Here is a 26,734-nt window from a genome sequence, read left to right as displayed (position 1 = left end):
GATATTTTTTTGGTAGGGTATTTTTTAACTGAGTTGTTATAGAGCTATAAAAACAAAAAATAAACCAAATTATTATGAAAAACTTTTTTGCAAAATTTATGTTTGCTGCCCTACTTACAGCAACATTTAGTTTAACTTCTTGTCAAGAAGAGTTTGAAGAATTACCAGATAACAATGATGGTAAATCAATAGAAGCTACTTCTGCCACAGCTACTTTAATTAAAGGAACATCTTCTAAAGATGGCTCTTATGACAATATAGTTGATGGCGCTAGTTGTTTTGCCATACAGTTTCCTTACAATGTTACTGTAAATGGCTTAGATATTACTATAGATTCTGTAGCAGATTTAAAATTAATAGAAGAAATATTAGATGAAATAGATTCTGATGATTACAACTTACAAATAATTTATCCAATTAAAATTACACTATCAAACTACACAGAAATTACTATTAATAGTAGAGAAGAATTAGTTGCCCAAGCTAAAGAGTGTATAGAAGGTGGTGAAGATGATGATATTGAGTGCATAGACTTTGTTTACCCAATAGATTTATTCAGTTTTAATACAAACCTTGAAATTACAAATACTACTACGGTAGAGAGTGATAGGCAAATGAGATTGTTTTTTGCAGGCTTAGGGGCTAATGATATTGTTGGAATAGATTTTCCTATTACTTTAGAAAAGTATGACGGGACTAAAGTTGTTGTAAACAATAATGCAGAATTAGCTGTTGTGTTAGAAAATGCAAAAGATATGTGTGATGAGGATGATGATAATGATTACAATGACGATGATTTTACTAAAGAAAGGTTAGATGCATTTTTAGTAGACTGTCCTATGATTTTACAAGAAATTTTTAGAGACAGCCAAGAACAAACAGAACAGTACTTAGAGTTTATTGTAGACTTTAAAGAAAACGGAACTGTAATAACTAAAGATAATGATGGCAATTATATTGAAGGAGCTTGGTCTACTAATATAGGAGTTAACAGTAAAAGAGTAGAATTAAAATTAGAGTTTGAAACTCTTGTAGATTTTAATTTAGACTGGTTTGTTTATGAGTTAAACAATGATAAAATTAAACTTTTTGCCAATGGCGGAAGTGATAGAATTATATTAAAAAAATATTGTGATTTATCTGGGAACAATCCAAATGATAACTTAAGTGATATATTAGGAGAATGTAAATGGGAGTTTACAGTTCCTAGCAGTTCTAGTATTGGAGTTTACAATGTTAAATTTTTAGAAAACGGAACGGTTAAGTTTGTAGATGAAAACGGAAGTGTTTTTACTATAGATACTTTTACAACTTGGGCTTTAGAAGGTAATATCATTATTTTTTATAATGCCAATCAAGAATTGATTGCTGAAAAATGGAAAATAAGATCATATACAGAAACTCAAATGTATGTAGATATCTACAATGAAGATGAGGTAATGTATCAAAATGTATTGCAAAGAAATTGTGAGGATGGTGCTGCTTGTAGTGATGCAGATATAAATGAAGCTTTACTAGGACAGTGTAAATTTAAAATCACAAACTTAGATGGCACTTTTTTTGAAGAATTATACATAGATTTTTCTAACAATAATATTCACGCTTATGATGCTAACAATACAATAGCAGATGAAGGTAATTGGTCTTTGCAAAGTGGTACATTACAATTTAATAGTTTAAGTATGACTTTAGCAAACTACATAGGAGAGTGGAGTGTAATAGAATGTGGTACAGATACTTTTAAATTAGAAAGAGGAGAAGAAATTATTGTCTTAACCAAAGCATGTGACTAAATATTAGCACATCATAATTATGCAAAAGGACAACTTTTTACAAGTTGTCCTTTTTTTGTGCCATATTTTTTGCCTTAAACCATACACTTCCCAATGTAATTATTAAATTTGCATTTCCAGAAAAAAGTAGACTTATGTTCAATAATTTAAGTGAAAAGTTAGATAAAGCGTTCCATGTCTTAAAAGGACACGGACAAATAACAGAAATTAATGTTGCAGAAACTTTAAAAGAAGTTCGTAGAGCTTTATTAGACGCCGATGTTAACTTTAAAATAGCAAAAGAATTTACCAATAGAGTAAAAGAAAAAGCACTAGGTCAAAACGTACTTACAACCTTACAGCCTGGCCAGTTAATGGTTAAGTTGGTTAAGGATGAGCTTACCGAGCTTATGGGTGGTGACGCAGAAGGTATAAACCTATCTGGTACACCATCAGTAATATTAATGTCTGGTTTGCAAGGGTCTGGTAAAACAACCTTTTCTGGTAAACTTGCTAATTACCTAAAAACTAAAAAAACTAAAAAACCTTTATTGGTTGCTTGTGATGTTTATCGTCCTGCGGCTATAGATCAGTTACACGTTGTAGGTGACCAAATAGGAGTAGAGGTTTTCTCAGACCGTGGTAATACAAATCCGGTAGCAATTGCAGAAGCTGGTATAGCACACGCAAAAGCAAACGGACATAATGTTGTTATTATAGATACAGCTGGTCGTTTAGCTGTAGATGAGGAAATGATGACAGAGATTGCCAATGTACATAAAGCAATAAACCCTCAAGAAACATTATTTGTTGTAGATTCTATGACTGGGCAAGATGCTGTAAACACAGCAAAAGCCTTTAATGATGTGTTAAATTTTGATGGTGTTATACTTACAAAATTAGATGGTGATACTCGTGGTGGTGCAGCCATATCTATTAAATCTGTAGTAACTAAACCAATTAAATTTATTGGTACAGGTGAAAAAATGGACGCAATAGATGTTTTTCACCCTTCTCGTATGGCAGAACGTATCCTAGGTATGGGAGATGTTGTGTCTTTAGTAGAGCGTGCACAAGAACAGTTTGATGAGGCTGAGGCACGAAAAATACAGAAGAAAATTGCAAAAAATAAATTTGGGTTCGATGATTTCTTAAAGCAAATTCAGCAAATTAAGAAAATGGGTAGCCTAAAAGATTTAATGGGAATGATACCTGGTGCTGGTAAAGCATTAAAAGGTATGGATATAGATGATGATGCTTTTAAACACGTAGAAGCTATTATACATTCTATGACGCCTGTAGAACGTGAAACTCCTAATTTACTTAACGCAAGCCGTAAAAGAAGAATAGCTAAAGGTAGTGGTAGATCTGTACAAGAAGTAAACCAATTACTTAAACAATTTGACCAGATGAGCAAAATGATGAAGATGATGCAAGGCGGTGGCGGTAAAAAAATGATGCAAATGATGGGTGGTATGAAAGGTATGCGCCCATAATTAATAAAAATTAGTTTCAATATAAAACCATCAAACTAACAACCTAATAATGGAATTACTAGACGGAAAAAAAGTATCAAACCAAATTAAAGAAGAAATTACCGTTGAGGTAACCAAAATGAGAGAGCGTGGAGAAAAAGTACCACACTTGGCAGCAATTATTGTTGGTAATGATGGGGCTAGCTTAACGTATGTTGGTAGTAAAGTACGTTCTTGTGAGCGTGTTGGTTTTGAGTCTACTTTAGTACAAATGCCAAGTACTACTAGTGAAATAGAATTGCTTCGTAAAATTGAAGAACTTAACCAAGATGATGAAATAGATGGTTTTATTGTACAATTGCCATTGCCACCACAAATAGACACGCAAAAAGTGCTTTTAGCGGTAGATCCAGATAAAGATGTAGATGGTTTTCATCCAACCAACTTTGGTAAAATGGCTTTGGATATGAGTACGTTTATACCAGCAACGCCATTTGGTATTTTAGAGTTGTTAGAGCGTTATAAAGTAGATACTAAAGGTAAACATACCGTTGTTATTGGTCGTAGTCATATTGTTGGTAGGCCAATGAGTATTTTAATGGGACGTAAAGGTTGGCCAGGGAACTCTACAGTTACCTTAACACACAGTGCTACAAAAAATATTACACAAATTATTTCTCAGGCAGATATTGTTATTTCTGCGTTAGGAGTTCCTAATTTCTTAAAGGCAGAAATGGTAAAAGATGATGCTGTAGTTATAGATGTTGGTATTACTCGTGTAGCAGATGATACAAAACCAAAAGGTTACTATATTACTGGTGATGTAGATTTTGAAAATGTAAGTAAAAAAGCATCTTTTATAACACCTGTTCCAGGTGGTGTAGGACCAATGACAATTGCTATGTTGTTAAAGAATACTTTATTAGCAAGAGAGCGTCATAGAAATGCTAATAGATAAAAATAGTAGCTATTTTTAAAGCTAAATAAACAAAAATTTTTAGTAATAATACTAAACCATTGCATATTGTGCAATGGTTTTTTTATGTTAATAAGTTAGCTTCAAACCTACCATTTAAATAGGTAATTTTAATCCGCATAAATATAAAATAATGAAAACACCCCTTATCTCGGCTAAAGAGCTGCAAGCCTTATTGGTAGAAGAAAATAACATTATAATTTTAGACGCTAGTCCTGCTACAAACGTATCTGGTTTAAGTACTAACCTAGAAGATTTGCAGATAAAAGGAGCTCGTAAGTTTAATATAAAAGCTAATTTTAGTGACGCTTCTAGTAATTTTCCAAATACTATACCTAGCGCTAAACAGTTTCAAGAAGAGGCACGTAAATTAGGAATAAATAAAAATAGTAAAATTGTGGTGTATGATAATTTAGGTATTTATACCTCACCACGAGTTTGGTGGTTATTTAACACCTTTGGTCATAATAATGTTACAGTTTTAGATGGTGGTTTGCCAGAGTGGGTAGCGCAAGATTTACCAACAGAACAGGCTGCTAAAAAAAGAATTCCTTTAGGTAACTTTATTGCACACCAAAAAGAGTTTGCAGTTGTAAATTTTTCAATGGTTAAAGAAAATACAGAGAGCAATACCGCTTTAGTTGTAGATGCACGCTCTGCAGGCAGGTTTAATGGTACGGAGCCAGAACCTAGAGAAGATTTAGCTAGTGGTAGCATACCAGGCTCTATTAATCTTCCGTTTACAGATGTTTTAGAGGATGGTAAATTTAAATCTAAAGAAGAATTAGAGGTTATTTTAGAGCCAATTTTAGCAGAAGATAAACCATTAGTTTTTAGTTGTGGTTCTGGTTTAACAGCTTGTGTTATTTTGTTAGCAAGTAAATTGGTAGATGACACTAAAGATACATCTGTTTATGATGGCTCTTGGACAGAGTGGGTACAATTGTATGAAGAAGAATTAGAAGAAGAAGTAGAATTAGAAGATGATGTAAGTTTAGATGAGGTTAATGAAACCAAAGCTGCTGAAGAAGAAATTGTACAAGAGAGTATTAGTGATAATGAAGACTTTAATGCGGAAGAGTTAGATAAGGAAGAGGAAGAGTAATAAATGGAAAAAGGAAAACCCAGATTGGTGAGGCTAACAGCAATAGTTACGCAGTTACAAAGCAAAAGAATTGTGACTGCTACAGAGCTGGCAGCAAAGTATAAGGTTAGTATAAGAACTATTTATAGAGACATACGTACTTTAGAGCAATCTGGAATTCCTATTTATGCAGAAGAAGGCAAGGGGTATTCTTTGGTAGATGGTTATAAGTTACCGCCTGTAATGTTTACAGAAGAAGAAGCAAATGCTTTAATAACTGCTGAGCAAATTGTAAATAAAAATAAAGACATTTCTTTTATAGAAAAGTATAGCAGTGCGGTAGAAAAAATAAAATCGGTTTTAAAATATTCTCAAAGAGATAAATCGTCCTTACTTACAGAGCGTTTAGATATTAGAACAAATTTAGAAAAGCACGTAACAAGTAACCATTTAATGCAGTTGCAAATAGCATTAACCAACTATAAATTACTTCAAATAAGTTATTTGTCGCTTCAGAATGTAAAAACTAAAAGAACAATAGAGCCTTTTGCGCTTATACATAATAATGACAATTGGGTACTAATAGCCTTTTGTAGGTTACGTAAAGATTTTAGAGCATTTAGGGTAGACTGTATTCAGCAATTAATGATGTTATCTACTTCTTTTGATCCTCATAAATTAACACTGCAAGAATATTTTGATATGGCTCGTAAAAAATGGGAAAACACCCCTGACACTCCTATGACATAGAGCTGGTTTATTTTTGATAAAAATCAATAAAAAATAAGAATTATGAAAACTGAAACTCTAGAGTCTTTTTATGTAATAGGTATTAAAGTACGTACTACAAATGAAAACGAGCAAGCAGCAAAAGACATTGTTGCATTATGGAACACTTTTATGTCTGAGCAAATTTTAGATAAAATTCCTAATAAAATAAGTTCCGAAATTTTTTCAATTTATACCAATTATGAGAGCGACTACACAAAGCCTTATGACACTATTTTAGGATGTAAAGTTTCTAGTATAGATGAGGTTCCAAATGGTATGGTAGCACATACTATTAAGGCATCAACCTATAAAAAAAGTATAGCAAAGGGAGACTTATCTAAAAACGTAGTGTATAACAAATGGTTAGAAATTTGGAATTCAAAAGTAGATCGTTTGTATACATCAGACTTTGAAATTTATGGTGAAGCAGCAAGTAACCCAGAAAATGCTGAGGTTCCCATTTTTATAGCTATTAAAGAGTAGTTTTAATATTGTAGTAGTTAGGTTACAGTGGTAACTTAACCAATATATTAAAAGGTTTAAAGAGAATGTAGTCCTGTTTTGGGCTACATTTTTTATATTTAAGGACACTAGCCTATAAAGTTTTTTGCCCCATGAAAAAATTAATACCTACTATTTGCTTTTGTTTGTTGTTTAGTTTTGCAGTAAAATCACAAACAGGTAAGGTTTTTGATAACCTAAAACTTACAAGTAAAATTCTAAAAAGCGAACGTAGCTTTTCAATTTACCTACCGCCAGATTACGAGTCATCTAAAAGAGATTATCCTGTATTGTATTTGCTTCATGGTGCTGGTGATGACCACACGGGTTGGGTGCAGTTTGGAGAAGTTTTACATATTACAGACAAAGCTATTAAGGCAGGCAAAGCAACACCAATGATTATTGTAATGCCAGATGCTAATACTGGCAAACGCGGGTATTTTAATACTGAAGATTGGAGGTATGAAGATTTCTTTTTTGAAGAGTTAATGCCATATGTAGAAAAAAAATACCGAATTAAAGGAGAAAAACGCTATCGTGCAATTTCTGGACTCTCTATGGGTGGTGGTGGTACTTTTATGTATGCTTTACATAAACCAGAGTTATTTTCTTCTGCTTGTCCGCTCAGTGCCTCTGTGGGTATGTTGCCAAAAGACACCGTAAAAATTAAAGATTTTGCAGAGAGCGAAAAAAAATCTGTAGCAGAAATGAGAAAGTATTTTAAAAGACATTCTGCCATTTCTTTGTTAGATTCTATTCCGGTAGAAGATATTAAATCTGTACGTTGGTATATAGACTGCGGAGATGATGATTTTTTATTTGAAGGAAATAGTTTGGTACATATTTCTATGATGAAAAAGAAAATACCACACGAGTACAGAGTTCGTGATGGTGCGCATAATTGGACGTATTGGAGAGAGTCTCTACCAGAAGTTTTAAAATTTGTATCGGCAGCTTTTCATCAGCATTAGCTAAGCATACAAAAGGTGTAAAATTAAAACAAGCTAGTATAAATTTATACTAGCTTGTTTTTTTATGGTATGTTTAAATATTTGTGTGTTTGTAAGGATACTTTCCATTGCGGGTTTTTCATTACAAAATCTACAATTAACGGAGTCATTTTATCTTTAACACTCCATTCTGGTTGTAAATATAAAATACAATCTTTATTTACTTTAGCCGCTTGTTCTTCGGCAAATTTAAAATCGTTTTTATTATAAATTATCATTTTTAACTCATCTGCTTTATCATAAATAATACCTTGTGGTAATTTATTTTTTTTAGGAGATAAGCAAATCCAGTCCCAAATACCAGTTAAGGTATATGCTCCAGAAGTTTCTATATGTGTTTGTAATTTTTTAGCCTTTAAAGCTTCAGTAAGTGGTGCCATATTCCACGTTAATGGCTCGCCGCCTGTAACTACAATAGTGTTAGAGTATTTTGCTGCGTTATTTACAATGGCATCAATAGTTGTTGGTGGGTGCGTAGCCGCATTCCAACTTTCTTTTACATCACACCAATGGCAACCAACATCGCAGCCACCTACACGTATAAAATACGCAGCAGTTCCTTTATGGAAACCTTCTCCTTGTATGGTATAAAATTCTTCCATTAACGGAAGCATTTCTCCTTTGTCTACCAATGCTAATACCTCATTTTTAACCATTATGCAAAGATACATTTTTTGTGTTTCACTATCTAACTTTACGTAAAAGATAGCATAGAGTTATAGGGTAACATCAAAAAAAATAACATTTATAGCGTCTGTAACTTAATGTTTTATTGTGTTTACTGTAAAACTTCTCTTTTTAGTTGTTTAAATTTAAGCTATTTTTATCAAAATTTTAAGAAATGAGCACCAAGGAAAAGTTTTTAGCAGATATAGAAAAAGGATACGCTACAAAAGGAGACTTTATAACTATGGGCGCTGGTATTGTAGACGGTGAAACCGTTACAAATGCGTTTGTAAAAGTACCTTTAAAAACACTTAATCGTCACGGTTTAATTGCAGGTGCTACAGGTACAGGCAAAACAAAAACATTACAGGTATTGGCAGAAAACTTGTCAGACAAAGGTGTGCCAGTTATGTTAATGGATTTAAAAGGAGATTTAAGTGGTATAGCACAACCAAGTGCAGGACATCCTAAAATAGATGAACGCCATGCTAAAATAGGTTTGCCTTTTAACGCTAAAAGTTTTCCTGTAGAAATTTTGTCGTTGTCTGAGCAAGATGGTGTAAAGTTAAGAGCTACAGTATCTGAATTTGGTCCGGTGTTGCTTTCTAGAATTTTAGACTTAACAGTAACGCAAGAAGGTATTGTTGCAGTTATTTTTAAGTATTGTGATGATAATAAATTGCCACTTTTAGACCTTAAAGATTTTAAAAAAGTACTACAGTACGCTACAGAAGAGGGTAAGGCAGAGTTTAAAGAAAGCTACGGAAGAATTTCTTCTGCTTCTACAGGTTCAATTCTTAGAAAAATAATAGAGTTAGAACAGCAAGGAGCCGATTTATTTTTTGGTGAAAAATCTTTTGAGGTAGATGATTTAACTAGGATTGATGAAAACGGTAGAGGATACATTAATATTTTAAGATTAACAGATATACAAGATAGGCCAAAGTTGTTTTCAACTTTTATGCTAAGTCTATTGGCTGAAATTTATGATACTTTTCCTGAACAAGGAGATAGTGATAAACCAGAACTAGTATTGTTTATAGATGAGGCTCACTTAATTTTTGATGAAGCATCTAAAGCATTATTAAACCAGATAGAAAGTATAGTAAAATTAATACGTTCTAAAGGTATTGGTGTATATTTTGTAACACAAAACCCTGCAGATGTACCAGAAGATGTTTTGGCACAACTAGGGTTAAAAGTGCAACACGCATTACGTGCATTTACAGCAAAAGATAGAAAAGCTATTAAGTTAGCTGCGCAAAATTACCCAGATAGTGAGTATTACAATACAGAAGATGTATTAACATCTTTAGGTATAGGAGAAGCTTTAATATCTGCTTTAGATGAAAAAGGAAGGCCAACACCATTAGCAGCTACAATGTTGCGTGCACCTATGAGCCGTATGGACGTTTTAACTGCAAAAGAGTTAAAAGAAGTTATAGACTCATCTTCTCTAGTTAAAAAATACAATGATAGTATAGATAGAGAAAGTGCTTATGAAATGCTAAATGATAAAATTGAAAAGGCAGAGCAAATAGCAGCAAAAGAAAAAGAAAAACCAGCAGCAAAACGTACTAGTAGTCGTTCTAGAAGTACAAGGCAAAACCCTATTGTAAAAGTGTTAACCAGTGCTACTTTTATAAGAGGTATGTTAGGTGTGCTTAAAAAAGTGTTACGCTAAATAAAAAATAAACCTACTTACTAACTACATATTTTAAATGAAAAAAATTACAATTACCTGCTTAGTTGCAGTAGCAATTTTAGCAGCTAAATGCGGAAAAGGTACAGATTCAGAATTTTTAATAACTACAACTAGTTTTGGAAAGTTAAGTAAAAATAATTCTGCTAATGATATAGAAACAATTTACGCATCAGACTCTATTGTAAAAGATAATGCAATACAATTAAGTGCAAGTATGCGCAAAGAGCATATTTACGAAAAAGGAGGTAAACCATTATTTACAGTAAGTATTAGTAACGATACTATTATAGACAATATTAGAGTTTTAGACCCGCGTTACACTACAGAAAAAGGGGTTAATTTACTTAGTACTTTTAAAGATATTAAGGATAATTACACCATAAGAAAAGTATTAACCTCTATGAATAATGTTGTACTTTTTATAAAAGATAGTGATGTGTATTTTACTATTGATAAAAAAGAGCTGCCAGAGAACTTACGCTACAGTAATAATACCAATATTGAAGCAATACAGATACCAGACGCTGCTAAAATAAAATACTTAATGATAGATTGGGAATAGTATGAAAAAGAAGTATACCATACAAACAGAGCCTTTTGTTGTGCCTACTACAGATGGTAAATTAATAGAAGAACATTTTGGCGGAGCAACTAATAAACAGCAAGATATGAGTATTGCTCATATGGTAGCACCACCAGGTTGGTCAGAGCCTTTTCAGACTCCTGAGTTTACAGAGTATACTTATATTATTAAGGGAAAAAAACAATTTACTATAGCTGGTGAACTCGTTGTTTTAGAACAAGGACAATCTATACGTATAGAGAAAAATACACGCGTACAATACGCAAACCCTTTTGATGCTCCTTGTGAGTATATTTCTATATGTACCCCAGCTTTTTCTATTGATACGGTACATAGAGAAGAAGATTAACCCCTATTTATACTAGCCTACACCTTTTTTATGAAAAAAATGCTAAGTAAAATTATACCTATAGCTTATGGTGCATATTTTAATGTGCTTTCTGTATTCTCTACAAAGACTGCAGCTAAAAAAGCATTTTATCTTTTTTGTACGCCAAGAAAAGGTAAGGTATTACCACACCAAAAAGAGTTTTTAAACAACGCAAAAAAAGAAGTGGTAACTACCGCAAATATAGATTTGCAAGTATACCAATGGCCTGGAGAAAAAGAAACAATTTTGCTGTTACACGGTTGGGAAAGTAATGTGTTTAGATGGCGAAATTTGATAGGTTACCTAACTAAAGAAAATTACAATATTATTGCTTTTGATGCACCAGCACATGGTAACTCTACAGGTACTGTTTTGCACGTGCCAATTTATACAGAAGTAGCGCAAGCATTAATAACCAAATACCAGCCAAAACATATTATAGGCCACAGTGTAGGAGGTATGACTACCTTGTACAATAATTACAAATACAACAATACTTTTGTAGAAAAACTTGTAATATTAGGAGCTCCGTCTGAGTTTTATACCATACTAAAAAATTACAAGGCAATGTTAAAGTTTAATAATGCTGTTTTTAACAGTTTAAAAGAATTTATATTTGAAAAGTTTAATTTTTTGCCAGAGGATTTTTCTATTTCAGAGTACGCAAAGCAGAACACTAAAAAAGGGTTACTAGTACATGATAGGTTAGATTTAATAGCTCCTTGTTCAGACTCTGAATTAGTGCATAAAAATTGGACTACTAGTACATTACTGGTAACAGAAGGTTATGGCCACTCATTACACCAAGATGAAGTTAGTAATGCTGTCCTGTCATTTTTAAAAGAAGCCTAAATAAAATAGATATTATGAAATACCCAATAGCACCTTTTCACATAGCAATACCTGTACATAATTTAGAGGAATGTAGAACTTTTTACAGAGATGTTTTAGAGTGTCCAGAAGGAAGAAGTAGTGACCATTGGGTAGATTTTAATTTGTTTGGTCACCAATTGGTAATACATTACAAGCCAAAAACAGAAACAGAAGAATTGCATACTAATGCTGTAGATGGTAAAAATGTACCTGTACCTCATTACGGTGTAGTATTACCTTGGGAAACTTTTGAGAATTTTTCTAAAGACTTAAAAGCAAAAGGAGTAACTTTTGTAATAGAGCCTTATGTAAGGTTTAAAGGAGAAACCGGAGAACAAGCAACTATGTTTTTTTATGATCCTGCTGGTAATGCGCTAGAGTTTAAAGCCTTTAAAGATTTAAATCAATTATTTGCAAAATAGTAAATGCTAAAGTAATTACCTGCCGCCGTTAGCTTTTAAATCTGCTAAGCATTCTGCATCTAGTGTAGGTAGTCCGTTTTTACTAGCAATAAGCATTTTTTTCATACCAGCACCAAACTCTAGTTTTGCGTTCATTAAACAATCTTCTACATTGCAGTGGTTACTACCCACAGTTTCACCATCATCGTTTGTAGTTTCGCCTTCATGCGGGTGTACCATTTCTGTACCAAGGTTAACTAAACCCATTAAGTGGCCAAGCTCATGTTGGAGTGTTGCAGTTTCTACAGATGTTTCTGATACTAAAGCACTTTTAGCGGCTAAATCTTTAATTGTAGATTCGTAAATAACCATAGATGTGTTACGGTATACAGCGCCTAAAGTAACAGAGTTTGTTTCTTCATCATCATTATTAGACGGTGCATCTGCAAAGTAAATGTAAATAGCTAAAGTATCATCTGTATTATAAACAGTTCTATTATCTGTTTCTAGCTTTGCTATTTCTTCTATAGTTAAGTCTTCTTCATTAGGAGAAGAAACTTGCTTGTAAGTAGTTGTAATTTCGTTTTTAAAGGTAATGTCATTAATAAAATCTGTAAAATTAGCCAAAGATGCATCATTAGGCCTAAAACCTTCAACGTACACAATTTCTAATGCTAATTTACTGTAGGTATTGTTAGATAATATTTCATTTGCAGAATCTCCAGAGCCTTGCAGATTAGATGTTTTATTTGTTCCTGCTTTTTGTTCTGAGGTACTGTCATCTGTACTAGAACAGCTAACAACTAACAAAACAGCAAATAGTAAAGCGCTAAAATTCTTCATATATATCTTTTTATAACTAACAATTAGTTGCAACAAAACCCTACTTACAAACGTATAAAAGGGCACTTCTATTGCTTAGCAACAGTAAGTTTAGCTAAGTAGTCGTAATGTTCTCCTTCAACTATCAATTCACAATTAAAACCATTTAAAATAGCTGCGCGTTGTAGTGTGTTGTAATCCAAATATAACCAAGGAAAAGTGTCGCTTTTTTCATTTTTGTATTGCATTTCGTAATCTACCTCTCCGTAATAATCTTTACCAGGAGGAATCCAGTAGCCGCCATCTTCATCTTCCTCAAACATATAAATTATGTCACTAGAATCTAGTAGCAATTGTCCGTTTGTATTTAATAAAGATTTTAAGTGTTGTAGGTAGTCTCCTAGCTTATTTAGCTCGCCAACAATACCAATACCATTCATTAGTAGTAAAAGCGTATCATATGTAGTAGAGTTGTGCTCTAGTATTTTAGCATTTATGGTTTTAGATACGCCTCTTTTTTTACAAGCTTCTATGGCTCCTTTAGATGAGTCTAAAGCGGTAACATCTATATTTTTATTTTGCAAATACAAGCTATGGCTACCAGCGCCACAACCAATATCTAAAACCTTTCCTTTACTTAAATTTAGTGCTTTTTGCTCTATAATTGGCATTTCTGCATAACTCCTAAAAAGGTATGGCACGGGAATTGTGTCATCTTCAGAAATAGAGGAACGCGTTACAATGTCTTCTTTGTAGGTATTATTAAGATAATCTAACATTGCGGCACCAAAAATATCGCTTCCCATTTTATTTGTATTTTAGCCAACAAAAGTGGCATTTTTTAACAACATTAGAAAGTATTTTATATGAAACAACTTGGTATTGCATTAGTTTTAGTTCTTTTTTTTGCAACAAATGGTATTGCACAAACAAAAAAAGATAATAGTTTGGTAGCAACGTATTTAAAAGCTAATGGTTCTGCGGCTCAATACCAGTATGCGTATGACCAATTACTTACAATGTTGCATAAAAATCATCCAAAAACAGATAAGAATGCAGATGCTTACAAATATTTAAATGATAATAAAAGTAAGGCTGTAGCTGAAATTTTAAACGATTTAGAAGTAGTATATACAAAACATTTTACACAAGAAGATATTAAAGAAATGTTAGGCTTTTATAGAGGTGAAGCTGCTAAACAAATGCTAGCAGACAGAACAAAAATGACAGAGGAACAAAAACAAGAGCTTAATGCATATTACAACTCTGAGGTTGGAAAAAAAATAATATCAAAACAACAAGTGCTTAGCAAAGAAATAGGAGCTGCTTCTGAGGCTTGGAGCAGAGATTTGTATGAAACAGCTATGAGTTTATTAAAATAATGAAAGAAGTTTTAAAAGAACTACCCAAAAAGGCGAAACAAAAGCAAAACGAGAATAAAAAGTTTTTTACCAAACTTAAAAAAAAGCCGCCAAAAAATTTAGATTATGTAATGCAAGAACTTCATGAAGAGGAGTTTACTAAAACAGATTGCCTTACTTGTGCCAACTGCTGTAAAACAACAGGGCCTTTATTTACCAATGCAGATGTAGAGCGCATTGCAAAATTTTTTAGGCAAAAACCACAGCAGTTTATAAAAAACTATTTACGTATAGATGAAGAGAATGATTATGTATTGCAAAGTGTACCCTGCACCTTTTTAGGCCCAGATAATTATTGCTCTATATATGATGTAAGGCCAAAGGCGTGCAGAGAGTTTCCGCATACAGACCGTAAAAAGTTTCAGCAAATAAGTAATTTAACAATGAAAAATATTGCTATTTGTCCGGCTGCTTATAATATCGTAGAAGAAATGAAAAAGAGAATTAAAGTGTAGTAATTATGCTTTTATATACAAACCGTTAATTAAAAAGTTAACGGTTTTTTTTATATTTAGAAGATGGAAAGTATAATTACATATTTTGAAACCATACCGTCTGCTCACCGTAGCTTTATTTTAGTTGGTGGTATTACATTTTTTTGGCTTTTAGAAGGTATTTTACCGTTACAAAGTTTTACGTATAAAAAATGGCGACACGCATTGCCTAATTTGTTTTTTACTTTTACTACCGTTGTAATAAATTTTTTGCTCGCTTTTTTATTGCTTAAAACAAGTGATTGGACTGTTGTAAATAACTTTGGGATTATAAATTGGTTACCACAAATGCCTTTATGGTTGTATGTGATAATAGGTGTAATGTTACTAGATTTTTTTGGCGCTTACCTAGCACACTTTACAGAGCATAAAGTAAAACCGTTGTGGATGGTACATTTGGTTCACCATACAGACCATAATGTAGACACTACTACAGCAAACAGGCACCACCCGTTAGAGAGCGTAATACGTTTTGTGTTTACTTTAGCAGGTGTTTTTATTGTTGGTGCACCAATGGGTGTTGTAATGTTATACCAATCTTTATCATTAGTTGCTACACAATTTGGACACGCTAACATTAAACTACCTAAGAGGGTAGATGAGGTTATAAGTTATTTTTTAGTATCTCCAGATATGCACAAAGTGCATCATCATTATGTTTTGCCTTATACCGACTCCAATTACGGCAACATTTTCTCAGTTTGGGATAGGTTGTTTGGTACATTTATGAAATTAGACCGTGATAGTATTGTATATGGTGTAGATACTTTTCCAGATGAGGTAGAGAATGCAAGTATAAAAGGGCTGCTAAAGCAACCCTTTCATAAATATAGGAAACCTACAACTAAAACTTAGTTGTAAATAAGGTATTTAGCTCTTATTTTTTTAAACTCTTCAATAGCTGGTTGCCAAGTCTTTTTAATTTCAGATTCAGACATACCAGATTCTATTTGTTTTTGTAATTTATCTGTACCAGCGTGTTTTGTAAATCCGCTTGTTAAAAATACGTTGCTTTTATCAGTACTATTTTCATAAGCATCTATAATCCATTTTAATGTCATAGTGTTCATTCTTTCAGATTTAGACAAGTCATTACCATAACATAGTTTCCCTTTGTGTTTTGGGTTTTTAGATCCAAAATTAGGTTGCGGAGTATAAGTAAAACCATATTTTGTACTGTCTAAAAAAGGAGCACCATAACGCTGAAACTGAAACTCTGTACCACGGCCAGCGTTAATGTTCATACCTTCAAACAAACCTAAACTAGGGTATAGTGTAATTGCAGTATTGTTTGGTAGGTTAGGAGAAGGCCTAATTGGTAAATTATAATCACTTGTGTGTTTATAATTATTAAGCTTAATTATAGTTAAGTCGGCTTTTTTATTGCCATTTAACCAGCCTTCTTCATTTATCATTGTAGCATATTCTGCAATGGTCATTCCGTATACTAACGGAATATTTGTCATTCCTAAAAAGCCTCTATGTTCAGTTTCCATAGTTGGTCCGTCTACATAATGTCCGTTTGGATTTGGCCTGTCTAGCACAACAACTTTAATGTTGTTTTCTGCACAAGCTTCCATAACCAATTGCAATGTAGCTATGTAAGTGTAAAAGCGTACACCAACATCTTGTATATCAAAAAGCACCACATCAATATCTTTTAACTGTGTATTATTTGGCTTTCTATTTTTACCGTATAGTGATATTAAAGGTAAACCAGTTTTAGTGTCTACGCCATCTTTTACGTGTTCACCAGCATCTACCTTGCCTCTAAAACCGTGTTCTGGAGCAAAAACTTTTTTTATATTAATCTGCAATGTTTGTAAAGAATCTACAATATGCGTGTAGGTGCTGTCTGTTTTAAAAATTACACTAGTTTGGTTGGCAACAATTGCAACCTTTTTACCTTCTAATAATGGCAAGTAATCATTAGTTTTATTAGCTGCAACTACAATTTTTTTAGGGGGTATAATTGTAGGTTTTTCTTCTGTATTGGCTGTAAAATTAGCTTTTGGGGCGTTTCCGCAAGCAGAAAGTATTAAAAACCATAATAAAACTGTACTTTTGAAACCGGATAAAATTGCCATAAATTGAACTTAGAATTTTTTATTACTAAACGCCTAATTAAAGGTAAAGAGAATAAAAGTAGTATATCTGCGCCAATAATAAAAATTGCTATTGTAGCAATTGCATTGAGCGTAATTATGATGCTTTTTGCTATTGCAACAGGAGATGGCTTAAAAGAAAAGGTAAGAGAAAAAGTAGCCGCTTTTAATGGGCATATTCAAATTTTTAATTATGACAATAACACCTCAGATGTGTCTGTTGTTCCTGTGTCTATAAATCAAGAATTTTACCCAGAATTTAAAAATATAGACGGTATTACTCACGTACAAGCCATAGCCAATAAAGGAGGTATAATTATTACAGATGATACTTTTGAAGGTATAATAGCAAAAGGCGTAGGCAAAGATTATAATTGGGATGTTTTTAAAGAGTATGTAGTAGCTGGTAGGTTGCCTAATTACAATGATAAATTAAATGAAGAAGTTTTGGTGTCTTCATTAATTGCTAATAAGTTACAGTTAAAGGTTGGCGATACCTTTTCTACCTTCTTTTTAAAAGACAACAACCCATCACAAACACCAAACCGCAGAAATTTTACTATTGTTGGTTTGTATGATAGTGGTTTTGAAGAATTTGATGGCACGTATGTTTTTGTAGACATACGCCATATACAACGTATTAATAAATGGAGCAAAGACCAAGTTGGTAGTTTTGAAGTCTTTTTAAATAGCTTTGATGCTATAGACCAAAAAAGCAAAGAAATTTACGGCACTACGGTTTCTACATTAGACTCTAGCAATATAAAAGATAAATACCGTAGTATTTTTGAGTGGATAGGTTTGTTTGATTTTAATGTGGCACTTATTATTGGTATTATGATAATTGTTGGCGGTATTAATATGATAACTGCTCTGTTGGTTTTAATTTTAGAGCGCACACAAATGATAGGTATTTTAAAAGCTCTTGGTGCTGCAAATTGGAGTGTACGTAAAGTGTTTTTATACAATGCAGTTTACTTAATTGCAATTGGGCTTTTCTGGGGCAATTTAATAGGTTTAGGCTTGTTGTGGTTACAAAATAAATTTAAGTTTTTAACTTTTGCAGACCCTAAAGAATACTATATAGAGTACATACCTGTGCATATAGATGCTGTTACAGTATTAATTTTAAACATAGGTGTAATGCTACTTTGTTTGCTTATGTTGTTACTACCATCATACATTATAACAAGAATAAGTCCTGTTAAGTCTATTAAGTTTGAGTAGACTAACAACATACATAATCTAACAATAACTTTAGGTTTAGTTATTTTTCTGTGTCATTAATTTATCTTTGCACTTAAATAGAAACGATTTAAATGAATTACGCAGAGAATATTTTAGAGACTATTGGTAATACACCATTAGTTAAATTAAATAAACTAACAGAAGAATTACCTTGTTTGGTATTGTCTAAATACGAAACTTTTAATCCTGGAAATTCTGTAAAAGACCGTATGGCTTTACAGATGATTGAAGATGCAGAGGCAGACGGAAGACTAAAACCAGGCGGAACAATAATAGAAGGTACTTCTGGTAATACAGGAATGGGATTGGCATTGGCTGCTATAATAAAAGGATACAAATGTATTTTTGTAATGGCAGATAAACAGTCTAAAGAAAAAGTAGATATTTTAAAAGCAGTAGGAGCAGAGGTTGTTGTTTGCCCTACAGCGGTAGAGCCAGAGGATCCACGTTCTTACTACTCTGTTTCTAAACGTTTAGGAGAAGAAATACCAAATTCATGGTATGTAAATCAATATGACAATCCGTCTAACGCTAAAGCACATTTTTTAAGTACGGGTCCAGAAATTTGGGAGCAAACAGAAGGTAAAATAACACATTTTGTTGTTGGTGTTGGTACTGGTGGTACTATATCTGGTGTTGGTAAATACCTAAAATCTAAAAATCCTAATGTAAAAGTTTGGGGTGTAGATACCTATGGTTCTGTATTTAAAAAATACCATGAGACGGGCGAGTTTGATGAAAACGAGATTTACCCATACATAACAGAAGGTATTGGTGAAGATATTTTACCTAAAAATGTAGATTTTAGTATTATTGATGGTTTTACAAAAGTAACCGACAAAGATGCTGCTGTATACACGCAACGCTTGGCTAAAGAAGAAGGTATGTTTTTAGGCAATAGTGCAGGTGCCGCTATTAAAGGTGTGTTGCAGTTAAAAGAACATTTTACAAAAGATGATGTAGTTGTGGTACTTTTTCACGATCACGGAAGTAGGTATGTTGGTAAAATGTTTAATGATGATTGGATGAGAGAACAAAACTTTATAGAATAAAGGTTAGTGCATATGCAGAGTGAAAAAGAAAAAATGCTTTCTGGTAAGCCGTATTCTCCTTACGATAAACAATTAGCAGCAGAGCGTTTAAAAGCAAAAGAAATTGTTTTTAATTTTAACTCTCGCAGGCCCACACAAATAAAAGAACAAAAGCAAGACTTAATAGAGCTTTTAAGTAAAACTCCTAAGCGGTTCTATATAGAGCCGCCTTTTAGGTGTGATTATGGTTATAATATAGAAATTGGCGCTAACTTTTTTGCCAATTATAACCTTACTATTTTAGACTGTGCAAAAGTTACCATAGGAGACAATGTAATGCTAGGTCCTAATGTTGCAATGTATACCGCAACACACCCCATACACCACAGTATTAGAAACAAACATTATGAGCACGCTTTACCTATAACTATTGGTAGTAATGTATGGGTTGGCGGTAACGTTGTTATAAACCCAGGAGTAACTATTGGTGCTAATAGTGTTATTGGTTCTGGTAGTGTAGTAACTAAAAATATTCCTAGTAATGTAGTTGCAGTAGGTAATCCTTGTGTGGTTAAAAGGCAAATTACCGAAGAAGATAAAGTCTATTTTGATATAAAATAGTAACTTGTGTGCTATAATTTTTTAGCATGATAACACTAAAATTAGCAAACCAAACCGTTAAGATTGATAAAGGTGAACTGGTAAATTACATTGTTAATGATGTAGAGTTTATACACCAAAAGGGAGATCCAGGTTGGCGAAACGCAGATACAGAAATGTTTCCTATTATTGGGCCAACTGCAGAAGCAAATTTTAAGGTACAAACACCAAAAGGAGATGCTGTGCAAGACCAACACGGTTTATTAAGAGAGTTAGCATATACACTGGTAGAAAATAGCAGTACTACGGCAATTTTTCAAAAGGAGTATAAGGCCAATACCAAAGTAACTAATTCTAAATATCCAAATAAATCTACTGTAAGTGAATTGTACTGGCCATATGATTTTCAATTTCAAAAAAAATACCAACTTACTAATAGCGGGTTAAAAATTACATTTACAATTACAGCAGAAGAAGGTATGCCGTATATGTTAGGGTACCATCCTGCTTTTAAAACCGAAAACAGTACTACACAAGTTAGTTATGGAGAAAATACTAAAGCTAGTGTACAAGATATAAAAGCTGCAGGTAGTGTGGCTTACCCGTTAAGAGATGTTACTAAGGCAGAACTACAAAATACAAATGCTATTACTATAGAAACCCAAGGTTTTAAAGAGTTAATGTTATGGACAGAGGTAGACACTATGTTATGTATAGAGCCTATTACATTTTACCCTTATGATGTTGCACAAAACAAATTATTTAAAGGGTTTAGCCATATAGGTAAGTTGCCAGCTGAATATAAAGTGTTTTTAAAACCAATTAATTAGTAAATTATTTGTCACCCAATTTTTCAAATTTTTATTTATACTATAAACAATAACTGTAAATTTGCCTAATGCAGCATTTCTTTCCCATACTAACGTGGCTTAAAAGCTATAAAAAAGGAGATTTTATAAAAGACTTATTGGCTGGTTTTACCGTTGGTATTATTTTAATCCCTCAAGGTATGGCATATGCTATGATAGCTGGTTTGCCACCTGTATATGGGTTGTATGCAGCCTTGTTTCCTACCTTAATGTATGTTTTTTTAGGAACATCTAGGCAGTTGGCTGTGGGGCCTGTTGCTATGGATTCTTTACTTGTAGCCGCTGGGTTAGGAGCTTTGTCACTTGCCACTACACAAGATTATATTGCTATGGCAATTGTGTTGGGTTTTATGGTTGGTGCTACTCAGTTTTTATTGGGGTTATTTAGAATGGGGTTTTTAGTAAACTTTATGTCTAAACCTGTAATTAGTGGTTTTACATCTGGTGCAGCAATTATAATTATGTTTAGTCAGCTTAAACATTTACTAGGCGCAAATATAGAGGGCAGTAGCAAATTTGTAACTTTAATAAAAAATGTGTTTGCAAAAGTAGCAGAAACCAATATGTACGACTTTGCCATTGGTATGGTTGGTATACTTATAATAGTGGTAGTAAAAAAAATAAATAAAAAAATACCGTCTATTTTATTTGTAGTTGTATTGGGTATTTTGGCTGTTTACTTTTTTAAACTAGAGCAATACGAAGTAAAAATAGTAGGTGCTATACCAGACGGTTTACCTTCATTTGGTGTACCTAACATAAATATAAAAAACATATTAGATATTTGGCCAATTGCAGTAACATTAGCTTTGGTTGGCTATTTAGAGGCTATTTCAATAGGTAAAGCTTTAGAAGAAAAAAGTGGTAAAGAAACTATAAACCCAAATCAGGAGTTAATTGCTATTGGATCTGCAAATATGGTAGGTTCTTTTTTTAAATCTTTTCCGGTTACAGCAAGTTTTTCTAGGTCTGCTATAAATTATGAGGCAGGAGCAAAAACAAATTTAGCATCACTTTTTAGCGTAATAATGGTAGTGGTGGTGTTATTATTTTTAACACCATTATTTTTCTATCTACCTAAAGCAGTATTAGCATCTATAATAATGGTTTCTGTATTTGGTTTAATAGACGTAGCTTACCCTAAAGAACTATGGAAACACCGTAAAGACGAATTTTTAGTATTGTTAGCAACATTTATTTGTACGGTCTTTATAGGCATAAAAGAAGGTATTTTGGTAGGTGTTTTATTTTCATTATTGCTAATGGTGTACAGAACATCTAAACCACATTTTGCTGTTTTGGGTAATGTAAAAGGTACAGATTATTACAAAAATGTTAGTCGTTTTGGTACAGAGGTAATTACAAGAGATGATTTATTAATAGTTAGGTTTGATGCGCAGTTGTATTTTGGTAATGCAAGCTATTTTAAAACAGAATTGTACAAACACATACATAAAAAAGGTGCTGCTCTAAAAGGTGTAATATTAAATGCTGAAGCCATAAATTATATAGACTCTAGTGCTGCACAAATGCTAGAAAAAGTAATTAGAGAAATTCACGAAAAAAACATACAGTTTTATGTTGCTGGAGCAATAGGTCCTGCAAGAGACATTATTTTTACAAGCGGAATTATAACAGAGTTGCACAGAGAGTTTTTGTTTGTAAAAACATCTGAAGCTGTAACGTATTTTGATGAGCCAAAGGAAATATCAATGTTAAGAGCCAAAGTGGCACACCAAAAAAATTTTAACTGATAAATATCAGTAACTAAAAAAAATAATTAACGTAGTTTTACGCGTTTACAAAATTGAAAAGGATTATGAATATAGAACAGATTTATACAGGATGCTTGGCACAAGGTGCTTATTATATAGAGAGTAATGGCGAGGTTGCAATTATAGACCCGTTAAGAGAAATAGACCCTTATATTAAAAGAGCAACTACAGATAATGCTACTATAAAATATATTTTTGAAACTCATTTTCATGCAGATTTTGTTAGCGGACACGTTTCTTTGTCTAAAGCAACTGGCGCACCAATAGTTTTTGGGCCAAACGCAAATACTGGTTTTGATGCCCTTATAGCAGAAGACTCACAAGAGTTTAAAGTAGGTAATGTAACAATTGTGGTATTACATACACCAGGGCATACTATGGAGAGTACAACCTATTTATTGCGTGATGAAAATGGTAAAGACCACGCTATTTTTTCTGGTGATACATTGTTTTTAGGAGATGTTGGTAGACCAGATTTAGCACAGAAAGCAGGTGAAATTACAGAAAAAGATTTAGCAGGCTTTTTGTTTGATAGTTTACGTAACAAAATTATGCCTTTAGCAGATGATGTTATTGTGTACCCAGCTCACGGTGCAGGTTCTGCTTGTGGTAAAAATATGATGAAAGAAACCGTAGACACACTAGGTAACCAAAAGAAAATGAATTATGCCTTACGTGCAGATATGACTAAGGAAGAATTTATAAAAGAGGTTACAGATGGTTTAGCTCCTCCTCCAAAATATTTTCCGCTTAATGTTAAAATGAATAAAGAGGGGTATGATGATATAGCTGTTGTACAAGAAAGAGGTACAAGACCATTATCACCAGAAGAGTTAGAGGTTGTAGCAAATGAAACTAATGCAATTGTTTTAGATGTTAGGCACCAAAATGAATATGTAGAAGAACACATACCAAGATCTATTTTTATAGGACTTAATGGTAGTTTTGCTCCTTGGGTTGGTGCTTTAATTGCAGATGTTAAGCAACCTATTGTTTTGGTTGTACCAGACGGACTAGAAAAAGAAGCAATTACACGCTTGTCTCGTGTTGGTTTTGATAATACTATTGGTTATTTAAAAGGTGGTATTGAAGCTTGGAAAGCTGCGGGTAAAGAAGTAGATAGCTTACGCTCTATATCTGCACAAGAAGCTAAAAAAGAAATTGCAGAAAAAAATGCACCTGTTTTTGATGTTCGTAAAGTAGGCGAGTACCAGTCAGAGCATTTAGTAGATGTTACAAGTACACCATTAAGTATGCTAAACAACCATTTAGCAGAGTTTCCTAAAGAAGAAACTTTTTATATACATTGTGCTGGTGGTTACAGATCTGTAATTGCTGCATCTATTTTAAAAAGCAGAGGAATTCATAATTTAGTAGATATTGCAGGTGGTTTTGCGGCTATGCGTAAAGCAGATATGAATATAACAAAATACGTTTGTCCATCTACTTTGTAGTAGTAGCACAACACAAATTACAAAAGGTTAAAACAGTTTGGTGCTTACCAGCTTGTTTTAACCTTTTTTGTTTTTAGTAGCTATTGCGTCATAATTACTTTAAAACCATCTGTTAGTCGAAAAAAAATGGTTTACGTGCTGTCTTTTAAATACATTGTACATTAAATTAAAAACCAAACAAACTACGATATGAAAACTACAAGCAAAGTACCTGTTGTAACCAAAAAAATGTTGCTTCCGTTTATTTTAATTACTTCTTTATTTGCCTTATGGGGCTTTGCTAATGCAGTTACAGACCCTATGGTATCTGCATTTAAAAAAGTGTTAGAACTTAGCAATACACAGGCATCTATGGTACAAATGGCTTTTTACGGTGGTTACTTTTGTATGGCATTACCGGCAGCAATGTTTATGCGTAAATACTCATACAAAGTAGGTGTGTTAATTGGTTTAGGCTTGTTTGCAACGGGAGCATTACTTTTTTATCCGGCAGCAGTAACAGAGCAATTTTGGTTTTTTTGTTTAGGCTTGTATATTTTAACCTTTGGCTTGGCTTTTTTAGAGACAGCAGCAAACCCATATGCATTAGCAATGGGAGCAAAAGAAACAGCTACACAGCGTTTAAATTTGGCACAAGCGTTTAATCCGGTTGGGTTAATTGCGGGTATTTTAATTGCTAAATTTTTTGTAGCAGAAAAACTACAGTCAGATGATTATGAAAACTTTGCTGCATTAGACTCCGTTAAAAAAGCGGCTATAACTGCATCAGATTTAGCGGTTATTAGAGACCCGTATGTGATTTTAGGATTAGTTTTAATTGGTTTTTTTGTATTGTTTTTGGTAAGTAAAATGCCTCAGAATAGTACAGAGGGTAAAATGCCAAGCATAAAAGAGACATTTAAAGACTTAGCTAAAAATAAAAAATATGCGTTGGGTGTTTTAGCGCAAATACTATACGTAGGAGCACAAATTATGTGTTGGACCTATATTTATCAATACGTAGAAGGCTTGGTTAATACCGGTGTTTTTAAAGAAAGTTATATTACAGTATTTGGTACAGAGGTATTAAAAGACGGATTCTATTATCAAATTATAGCCTTTTTACTTTTTGTAGTTGGTAGGGCTATTGGCACAGCAATGTTGCGTTTTATGAGCGCAGGTAAACTACTGTCTGGTTTTGCAGTACTGGCAATTGTATTTGTTTTAGGTACTATTTTTATAGATGGTATGTTTGGCTTGTATAGTTTGGTGGGCGTATCATTTTGTTTGTCTTTAATGTTTCCTACTATTTATGGTATTGCTTTAGATGGCTTAACAGAAGATCAGTCTAAAGTAGGTTCTGCAGGTTTAATAATGGCAATTGTTGGAGGTGCTTTAATGCCACCTTTACAAGGTTTAATTATAGATATGGGAGGTACAGGAGTATCAGACACCATAATAATGGGCGTATCAGAAATTAATTTCTCTTTTATATTGCCTTTTTTATGTTTTGTATACATAGCTTGGTATGGCTATATGGTGTTTAAAAAGTATGAGGCTGGTGTAACAACAACATAATTACACAAACACTTTTTTAAGCTATTGTAAATTTAAAGTAGCTTATAAAGTAATGTTACTCTTTTATTTGTAATTTGTGTTTTAAATAACTAGCATTTAAATTATGATTGTATTGGTTGGTGGTTACACCCAAAAAATGTCTGAAACCTTAATAGGAAAAAGTAAAGGTATTTACATTTTAAAATGGAATAAAGATACAGGTACTACTACAGAAATAGGACATTTACCACTTAAAAACCCAAGCTATTTTGCTTACAATGAAAAAAACAATTGTTTGTATGTTATTGAAGAAATTGCCTATGAAGATACACCAAAACTAAAAGTATTTAAACACAACGGTAATGGTAATTATACATTTATAGATGAAAAATACATACACGGCGCATACCCTTGCCACATAGCCATATCACCAAATGGTAAAGAAGTTGCTGTTGCCAATTATGGTACAGGAAATGCTGAGGTGTATGCCATACAGAAAAACGGTTTTGTGCAAAATGCTCAAATTTTACAACATACCGGTAAAGGAGTAAACCCAGGCAGGCAAGAAGGGCCGCACGCGCATATGTGCTTGTACAACAAAAACAGAATGTATGTAACAGACCTAGGTTTAGATGTTGTTAAAACCTATGAAAAAGGTAGCAATACTGGTTTTATGAATAGGGCTAATTTAGACTTTAAGGTAGCCGCAGGTAGTGGAGCAAGACACTGTGTTTTTCATCCTAAAAAAGAGTTTGTGTATGTGTTAACCGAAATGTTTGGTACTGTAAGTGTATTTTCTACCAAAGACAGTAGTTTGTTGCAAACCATAAAATTGTTGCCAGAATCTTTTACAGGTTTGCCAGGTGCGGCAGCTATTAGAATAAGTGATAACGGAAAATTTTTATACGCATCAGAAAGAACCACTAGTCAAATTATAGTTTTTAAGGTTGATAAAAAAACGGGAGAATTAACATTGGTAGAGCGTGTAGATGCGGGCAGTAAAGTACCAAGAGATTTTAATTTGTCTCCGTCTGAAGATTGGTTACTGGTTGCTGGTCAAAGCTCTAATGATGTAAGTGTTTTTAAAAGAAATAAAGATGAAGGTACGTTAACCCTATCACACCAAATAAAAGACATAAATACCCCAACTTGCATAGTTTGGCATAAAGCCTAAATTGTATTTTTTTGGTAG

Annotated in this window: 27 protein-coding genes; 23 read left to right on the top strand and 4 right to left on the bottom strand. The window is 33.0% G+C overall.

The window, feature by feature from the left end; genetic code table 11:
* The first annotated feature begins 74 nt into the window (after positions 1 to 74).
* The 7 genes from KLA_RS00265 to KLA_RS00235 all read left to right on the top strand — a co-directional run bounded on the left by KLA_RS00265 (position 75) and on the right by KLA_RS00235 (position 7,550).
* Complete coding sequence (locus tag KLA_RS00265) at positions 75 to 1,793, top strand: hypothetical protein (protein WP_034642755.1); 1,719 nt, start codon at positions 75 to 77, stop codon at positions 1,791 to 1,793.
* 134 nt (positions 1,794 to 1,927) lie between these two features.
* Positions 1,928 to 3,268, top strand: a complete 1,341-nt coding sequence (gene ffh, locus KLA_RS00260) for a signal recognition particle protein (protein ID WP_013621750.1) — start codon at positions 1,928 to 1,930, stop codon at positions 3,266 to 3,268.
* A 49-nt stretch (positions 3,269 to 3,317) separates the two neighbouring features.
* Positions 3,318 to 4,205, top strand: a complete 888-nt coding sequence (locus tag KLA_RS00255) for a bifunctional 5,10-methylenetetrahydrofolate dehydrogenase/5,10-methenyltetrahydrofolate cyclohydrolase (protein WP_013621751.1) — start codon at positions 3,318 to 3,320, stop codon at positions 4,203 to 4,205.
* A 151-nt stretch (positions 4,206 to 4,356) separates the two neighbouring features.
* The gene (locus tag KLA_RS00250) at positions 4,357 to 5,328 is read left to right on the top strand and encodes a sulfurtransferase (protein WP_034642752.1); all 972 of its coding nucleotides are present in this window, start codon (positions 4,357 to 4,359) and stop codon (positions 5,326 to 5,328) included.
* Between the two features lie 3 nt (positions 5,329 to 5,331).
* Positions 5,332 to 6,057 carry a helix-turn-helix transcriptional regulator gene (locus KLA_RS00245; protein WP_034642749.1) on the top strand — a complete coding sequence of 242 codons (726 nt, stop codon included), beginning with the start codon at positions 5,332 to 5,334 and terminating at the stop codon, positions 6,055 to 6,057.
* Positions 6,058 to 6,099: 42 nt separating this feature from the next.
* Positions 6,100 to 6,561, top strand: a complete 462-nt coding sequence (locus KLA_RS00240; RefSeq protein ID WP_013621754.1) for a GyrI-like domain-containing protein — start codon at positions 6,100 to 6,102, stop codon at positions 6,559 to 6,561.
* Between the two features lie 131 nt (positions 6,562 to 6,692).
* Positions 6,693 to 7,550: an alpha/beta hydrolase gene (locus tag KLA_RS00235; RefSeq protein ID WP_034642746.1), complete on the top strand. Its 858-nt coding sequence runs from the start codon at positions 6,693 to 6,695 to the stop codon at positions 7,548 to 7,550.
* Positions 7,551 to 7,612: 62 nt separating this feature from the next.
* Here the strand turns inward: KLA_RS00235 and KLA_RS00230 are convergent, their stop codons facing one another.
* Positions 7,613 to 8,260: a 7-carboxy-7-deazaguanine synthase QueE gene (locus KLA_RS00230; RefSeq protein WP_232228747.1), complete on the bottom strand. Its 648-nt coding sequence runs from the start codon at positions 8,258 to 8,260 to the stop codon at positions 7,613 to 7,615.
* Between the two features lie 170 nt (positions 8,261 to 8,430).
* On the opposite strand from KLA_RS00230, the gene KLA_RS00225 reads away from it, so the two are divergent.
* From KLA_RS00225 to KLA_RS00205, 5 genes are read left to right on the top strand one after another with little or no spacing between them, the layout of a single operon-like run.
* Positions 8,431 to 9,939: a helicase HerA-like domain-containing protein gene (locus tag KLA_RS00225; protein ID WP_013621757.1), complete on the top strand. Its 1,509-nt coding sequence runs from the start codon at positions 8,431 to 8,433 to the stop codon at positions 9,937 to 9,939.
* A 37-nt stretch (positions 9,940 to 9,976) separates the two neighbouring features.
* Positions 9,977 to 10,522: a hypothetical protein gene (locus KLA_RS00220; RefSeq protein WP_013621758.1), complete on the top strand. Its 546-nt coding sequence runs from the start codon at positions 9,977 to 9,979 to the stop codon at positions 10,520 to 10,522.
* 1 nt (position 10,523) lies between these two features.
* Positions 10,524 to 10,892 carry a cupin domain-containing protein gene (locus KLA_RS00215; RefSeq protein ID WP_013621759.1) on the top strand — a complete coding sequence of 123 codons (369 nt, stop codon included), beginning with the start codon at positions 10,524 to 10,526 and terminating at the stop codon, positions 10,890 to 10,892.
* A 30-nt stretch (positions 10,893 to 10,922) separates the two neighbouring features.
* Complete coding sequence (locus KLA_RS00210) at positions 10,923 to 11,765, top strand: alpha/beta fold hydrolase (protein WP_034642739.1); 843 nt, start codon at positions 10,923 to 10,925, stop codon at positions 11,763 to 11,765.
* Between the two features lie 14 nt (positions 11,766 to 11,779).
* Positions 11,780 to 12,208 (top strand): VOC family protein, encoded by a 429-nt coding sequence (locus KLA_RS00205; RefSeq protein WP_013621761.1) that lies wholly within the window; start codon positions 11,780 to 11,782, stop codon positions 12,206 to 12,208.
* A gap of 15 nt (positions 12,209 to 12,223) precedes the next feature.
* Here KLA_RS00205 and KLA_RS00200 read toward each other — a convergent pair whose 3' ends face one another.
* Both KLA_RS00200 and KLA_RS00195 read right to left on the bottom strand, forming a co-directional pair.
* Positions 12,224 to 13,030 carry a hypothetical protein gene (locus tag KLA_RS00200; protein WP_034642735.1) on the bottom strand — a complete coding sequence of 269 codons (807 nt, stop codon included), beginning with the start codon at positions 13,028 to 13,030 and terminating at the stop codon, positions 12,224 to 12,226.
* 68 nt (positions 13,031 to 13,098) lie between these two features.
* The gene (locus KLA_RS00195) at positions 13,099 to 13,815 is read right to left on the bottom strand and encodes a class I SAM-dependent methyltransferase (protein ID WP_034642732.1); all 717 of its coding nucleotides are present in this window, start codon (positions 13,813 to 13,815) and stop codon (positions 13,099 to 13,101) included.
* A 60-nt stretch (positions 13,816 to 13,875) separates the two neighbouring features.
* Between KLA_RS00195 and KLA_RS00190 the strand changes: the two genes are divergently transcribed.
* The 3 genes from KLA_RS00190 (at position 13,876) to KLA_RS00180 (ending at position 15,779) form a co-directional block, all read left to right on the top strand.
* A complete protein-coding gene (locus tag KLA_RS00190; RefSeq protein WP_013621764.1) occupies positions 13,876 to 14,391 on the top strand; it encodes a DUF2059 domain-containing protein in 516 nt (171 codons plus the stop codon).
* Entirely contained in the window at positions 14,391 to 14,885 is a 495-nt protein-coding gene (locus KLA_RS00185) for a YkgJ family cysteine cluster protein (protein ID WP_034642730.1), read from the top strand. Before KLA_RS00190 ends, KLA_RS00185 begins: the two co-directional genes overlap by 1 nt.
* A gap of 63 nt (positions 14,886 to 14,948) precedes the next feature.
* Entirely contained in the window at positions 14,949 to 15,779 is an 831-nt protein-coding gene (locus KLA_RS00180; protein WP_013621766.1) for a sterol desaturase family protein, read from the top strand.
* Here KLA_RS00180 and KLA_RS00175 read toward each other — a convergent pair.
* The gene (locus KLA_RS00175) at positions 15,776 to 17,011 is read right to left on the bottom strand and encodes an exo-beta-N-acetylmuramidase NamZ domain-containing protein (protein ID WP_034642728.1); all 1,236 of its coding nucleotides are present in this window, start codon (positions 17,009 to 17,011) and stop codon (positions 15,776 to 15,778) included. The two genes, KLA_RS00180 and KLA_RS00175, sit on opposite strands and share 4 nt — an antisense overlap.
* 3 nt (positions 17,012 to 17,014) lie before the next feature.
* Between KLA_RS00175 and KLA_RS00170 the strand changes: the two genes are divergently transcribed.
* The 8 genes from KLA_RS00170 to KLA_RS00135 all read left to right on the top strand — a co-directional run bounded on the left by KLA_RS00170 (position 17,015) and on the right by KLA_RS00135 (position 26,716).
* On the top strand, positions 17,015 to 18,256 hold the full coding sequence (locus tag KLA_RS00170) for an ABC transporter permease (RefSeq protein ID WP_034642725.1): 1,242 nt from the start codon (positions 17,015 to 17,017) through the stop codon (positions 18,254 to 18,256).
* A gap of 92 nt (positions 18,257 to 18,348) precedes the next feature.
* Complete coding sequence (locus KLA_RS00165; protein ID WP_013621769.1) at positions 18,349 to 19,329, top strand: PLP-dependent cysteine synthase family protein; 981 nt, start codon at positions 18,349 to 18,351, stop codon at positions 19,327 to 19,329.
* A 12-nt stretch (positions 19,330 to 19,341) separates the two neighbouring features.
* Positions 19,342 to 19,929: a sugar O-acetyltransferase gene (locus tag KLA_RS00160; protein WP_034642723.1), complete on the top strand. Its 588-nt coding sequence runs from the start codon at positions 19,342 to 19,344 to the stop codon at positions 19,927 to 19,929.
* A 26-nt stretch (positions 19,930 to 19,955) separates the two neighbouring features.
* Positions 19,956 to 20,738, top strand: a complete 783-nt coding sequence (locus KLA_RS00155) for an aldose epimerase (RefSeq protein WP_034642721.1) — start codon at positions 19,956 to 19,958, stop codon at positions 20,736 to 20,738.
* A 68-nt stretch (positions 20,739 to 20,806) separates the two neighbouring features.
* The gene (locus tag KLA_RS00150) at positions 20,807 to 22,531 is read left to right on the top strand and encodes a SulP family inorganic anion transporter (protein ID WP_034642715.1); all 1,725 of its coding nucleotides are present in this window, start codon (positions 20,807 to 20,809) and stop codon (positions 22,529 to 22,531) included.
* A 65-nt stretch (positions 22,532 to 22,596) separates the two neighbouring features.
* Positions 22,597 to 24,006 (top strand): MBL fold metallo-hydrolase, encoded by a 1,410-nt coding sequence (locus tag KLA_RS00145; protein WP_034642713.1) that lies wholly within the window; start codon positions 22,597 to 22,599, stop codon positions 24,004 to 24,006.
* Positions 24,007 to 24,195: 189 nt separating this feature from the next.
* Positions 24,196 to 25,563, top strand: a complete 1,368-nt coding sequence (fucP, locus tag KLA_RS00140) for an L-fucose:H+ symporter permease (RefSeq protein WP_034642710.1) — start codon at positions 24,196 to 24,198, stop codon at positions 25,561 to 25,563.
* A gap of 103 nt (positions 25,564 to 25,666) precedes the next feature.
* Complete coding sequence (locus KLA_RS00135; RefSeq protein ID WP_034642708.1) at positions 25,667 to 26,716, top strand: lactonase family protein; 1,050 nt, start codon at positions 25,667 to 25,669, stop codon at positions 26,714 to 26,716.
* Positions 26,717 to 26,734: the final 18 nt, after the last annotated feature.

It is taken from the genome of Cellulophaga geojensis KL-A (genome assembly GCF_000568425.1).
In the GTDB taxonomy this organism is placed as follows: Bacteria; Bacteroidota; Bacteroidia; order Flavobacteriales; family Flavobacteriaceae; genus Cellulophaga; species Cellulophaga lytica.
Note: the sequence above shows the minus strand (reverse complement) of the source record. Positions and strands in the feature narration are given on the sequence as shown.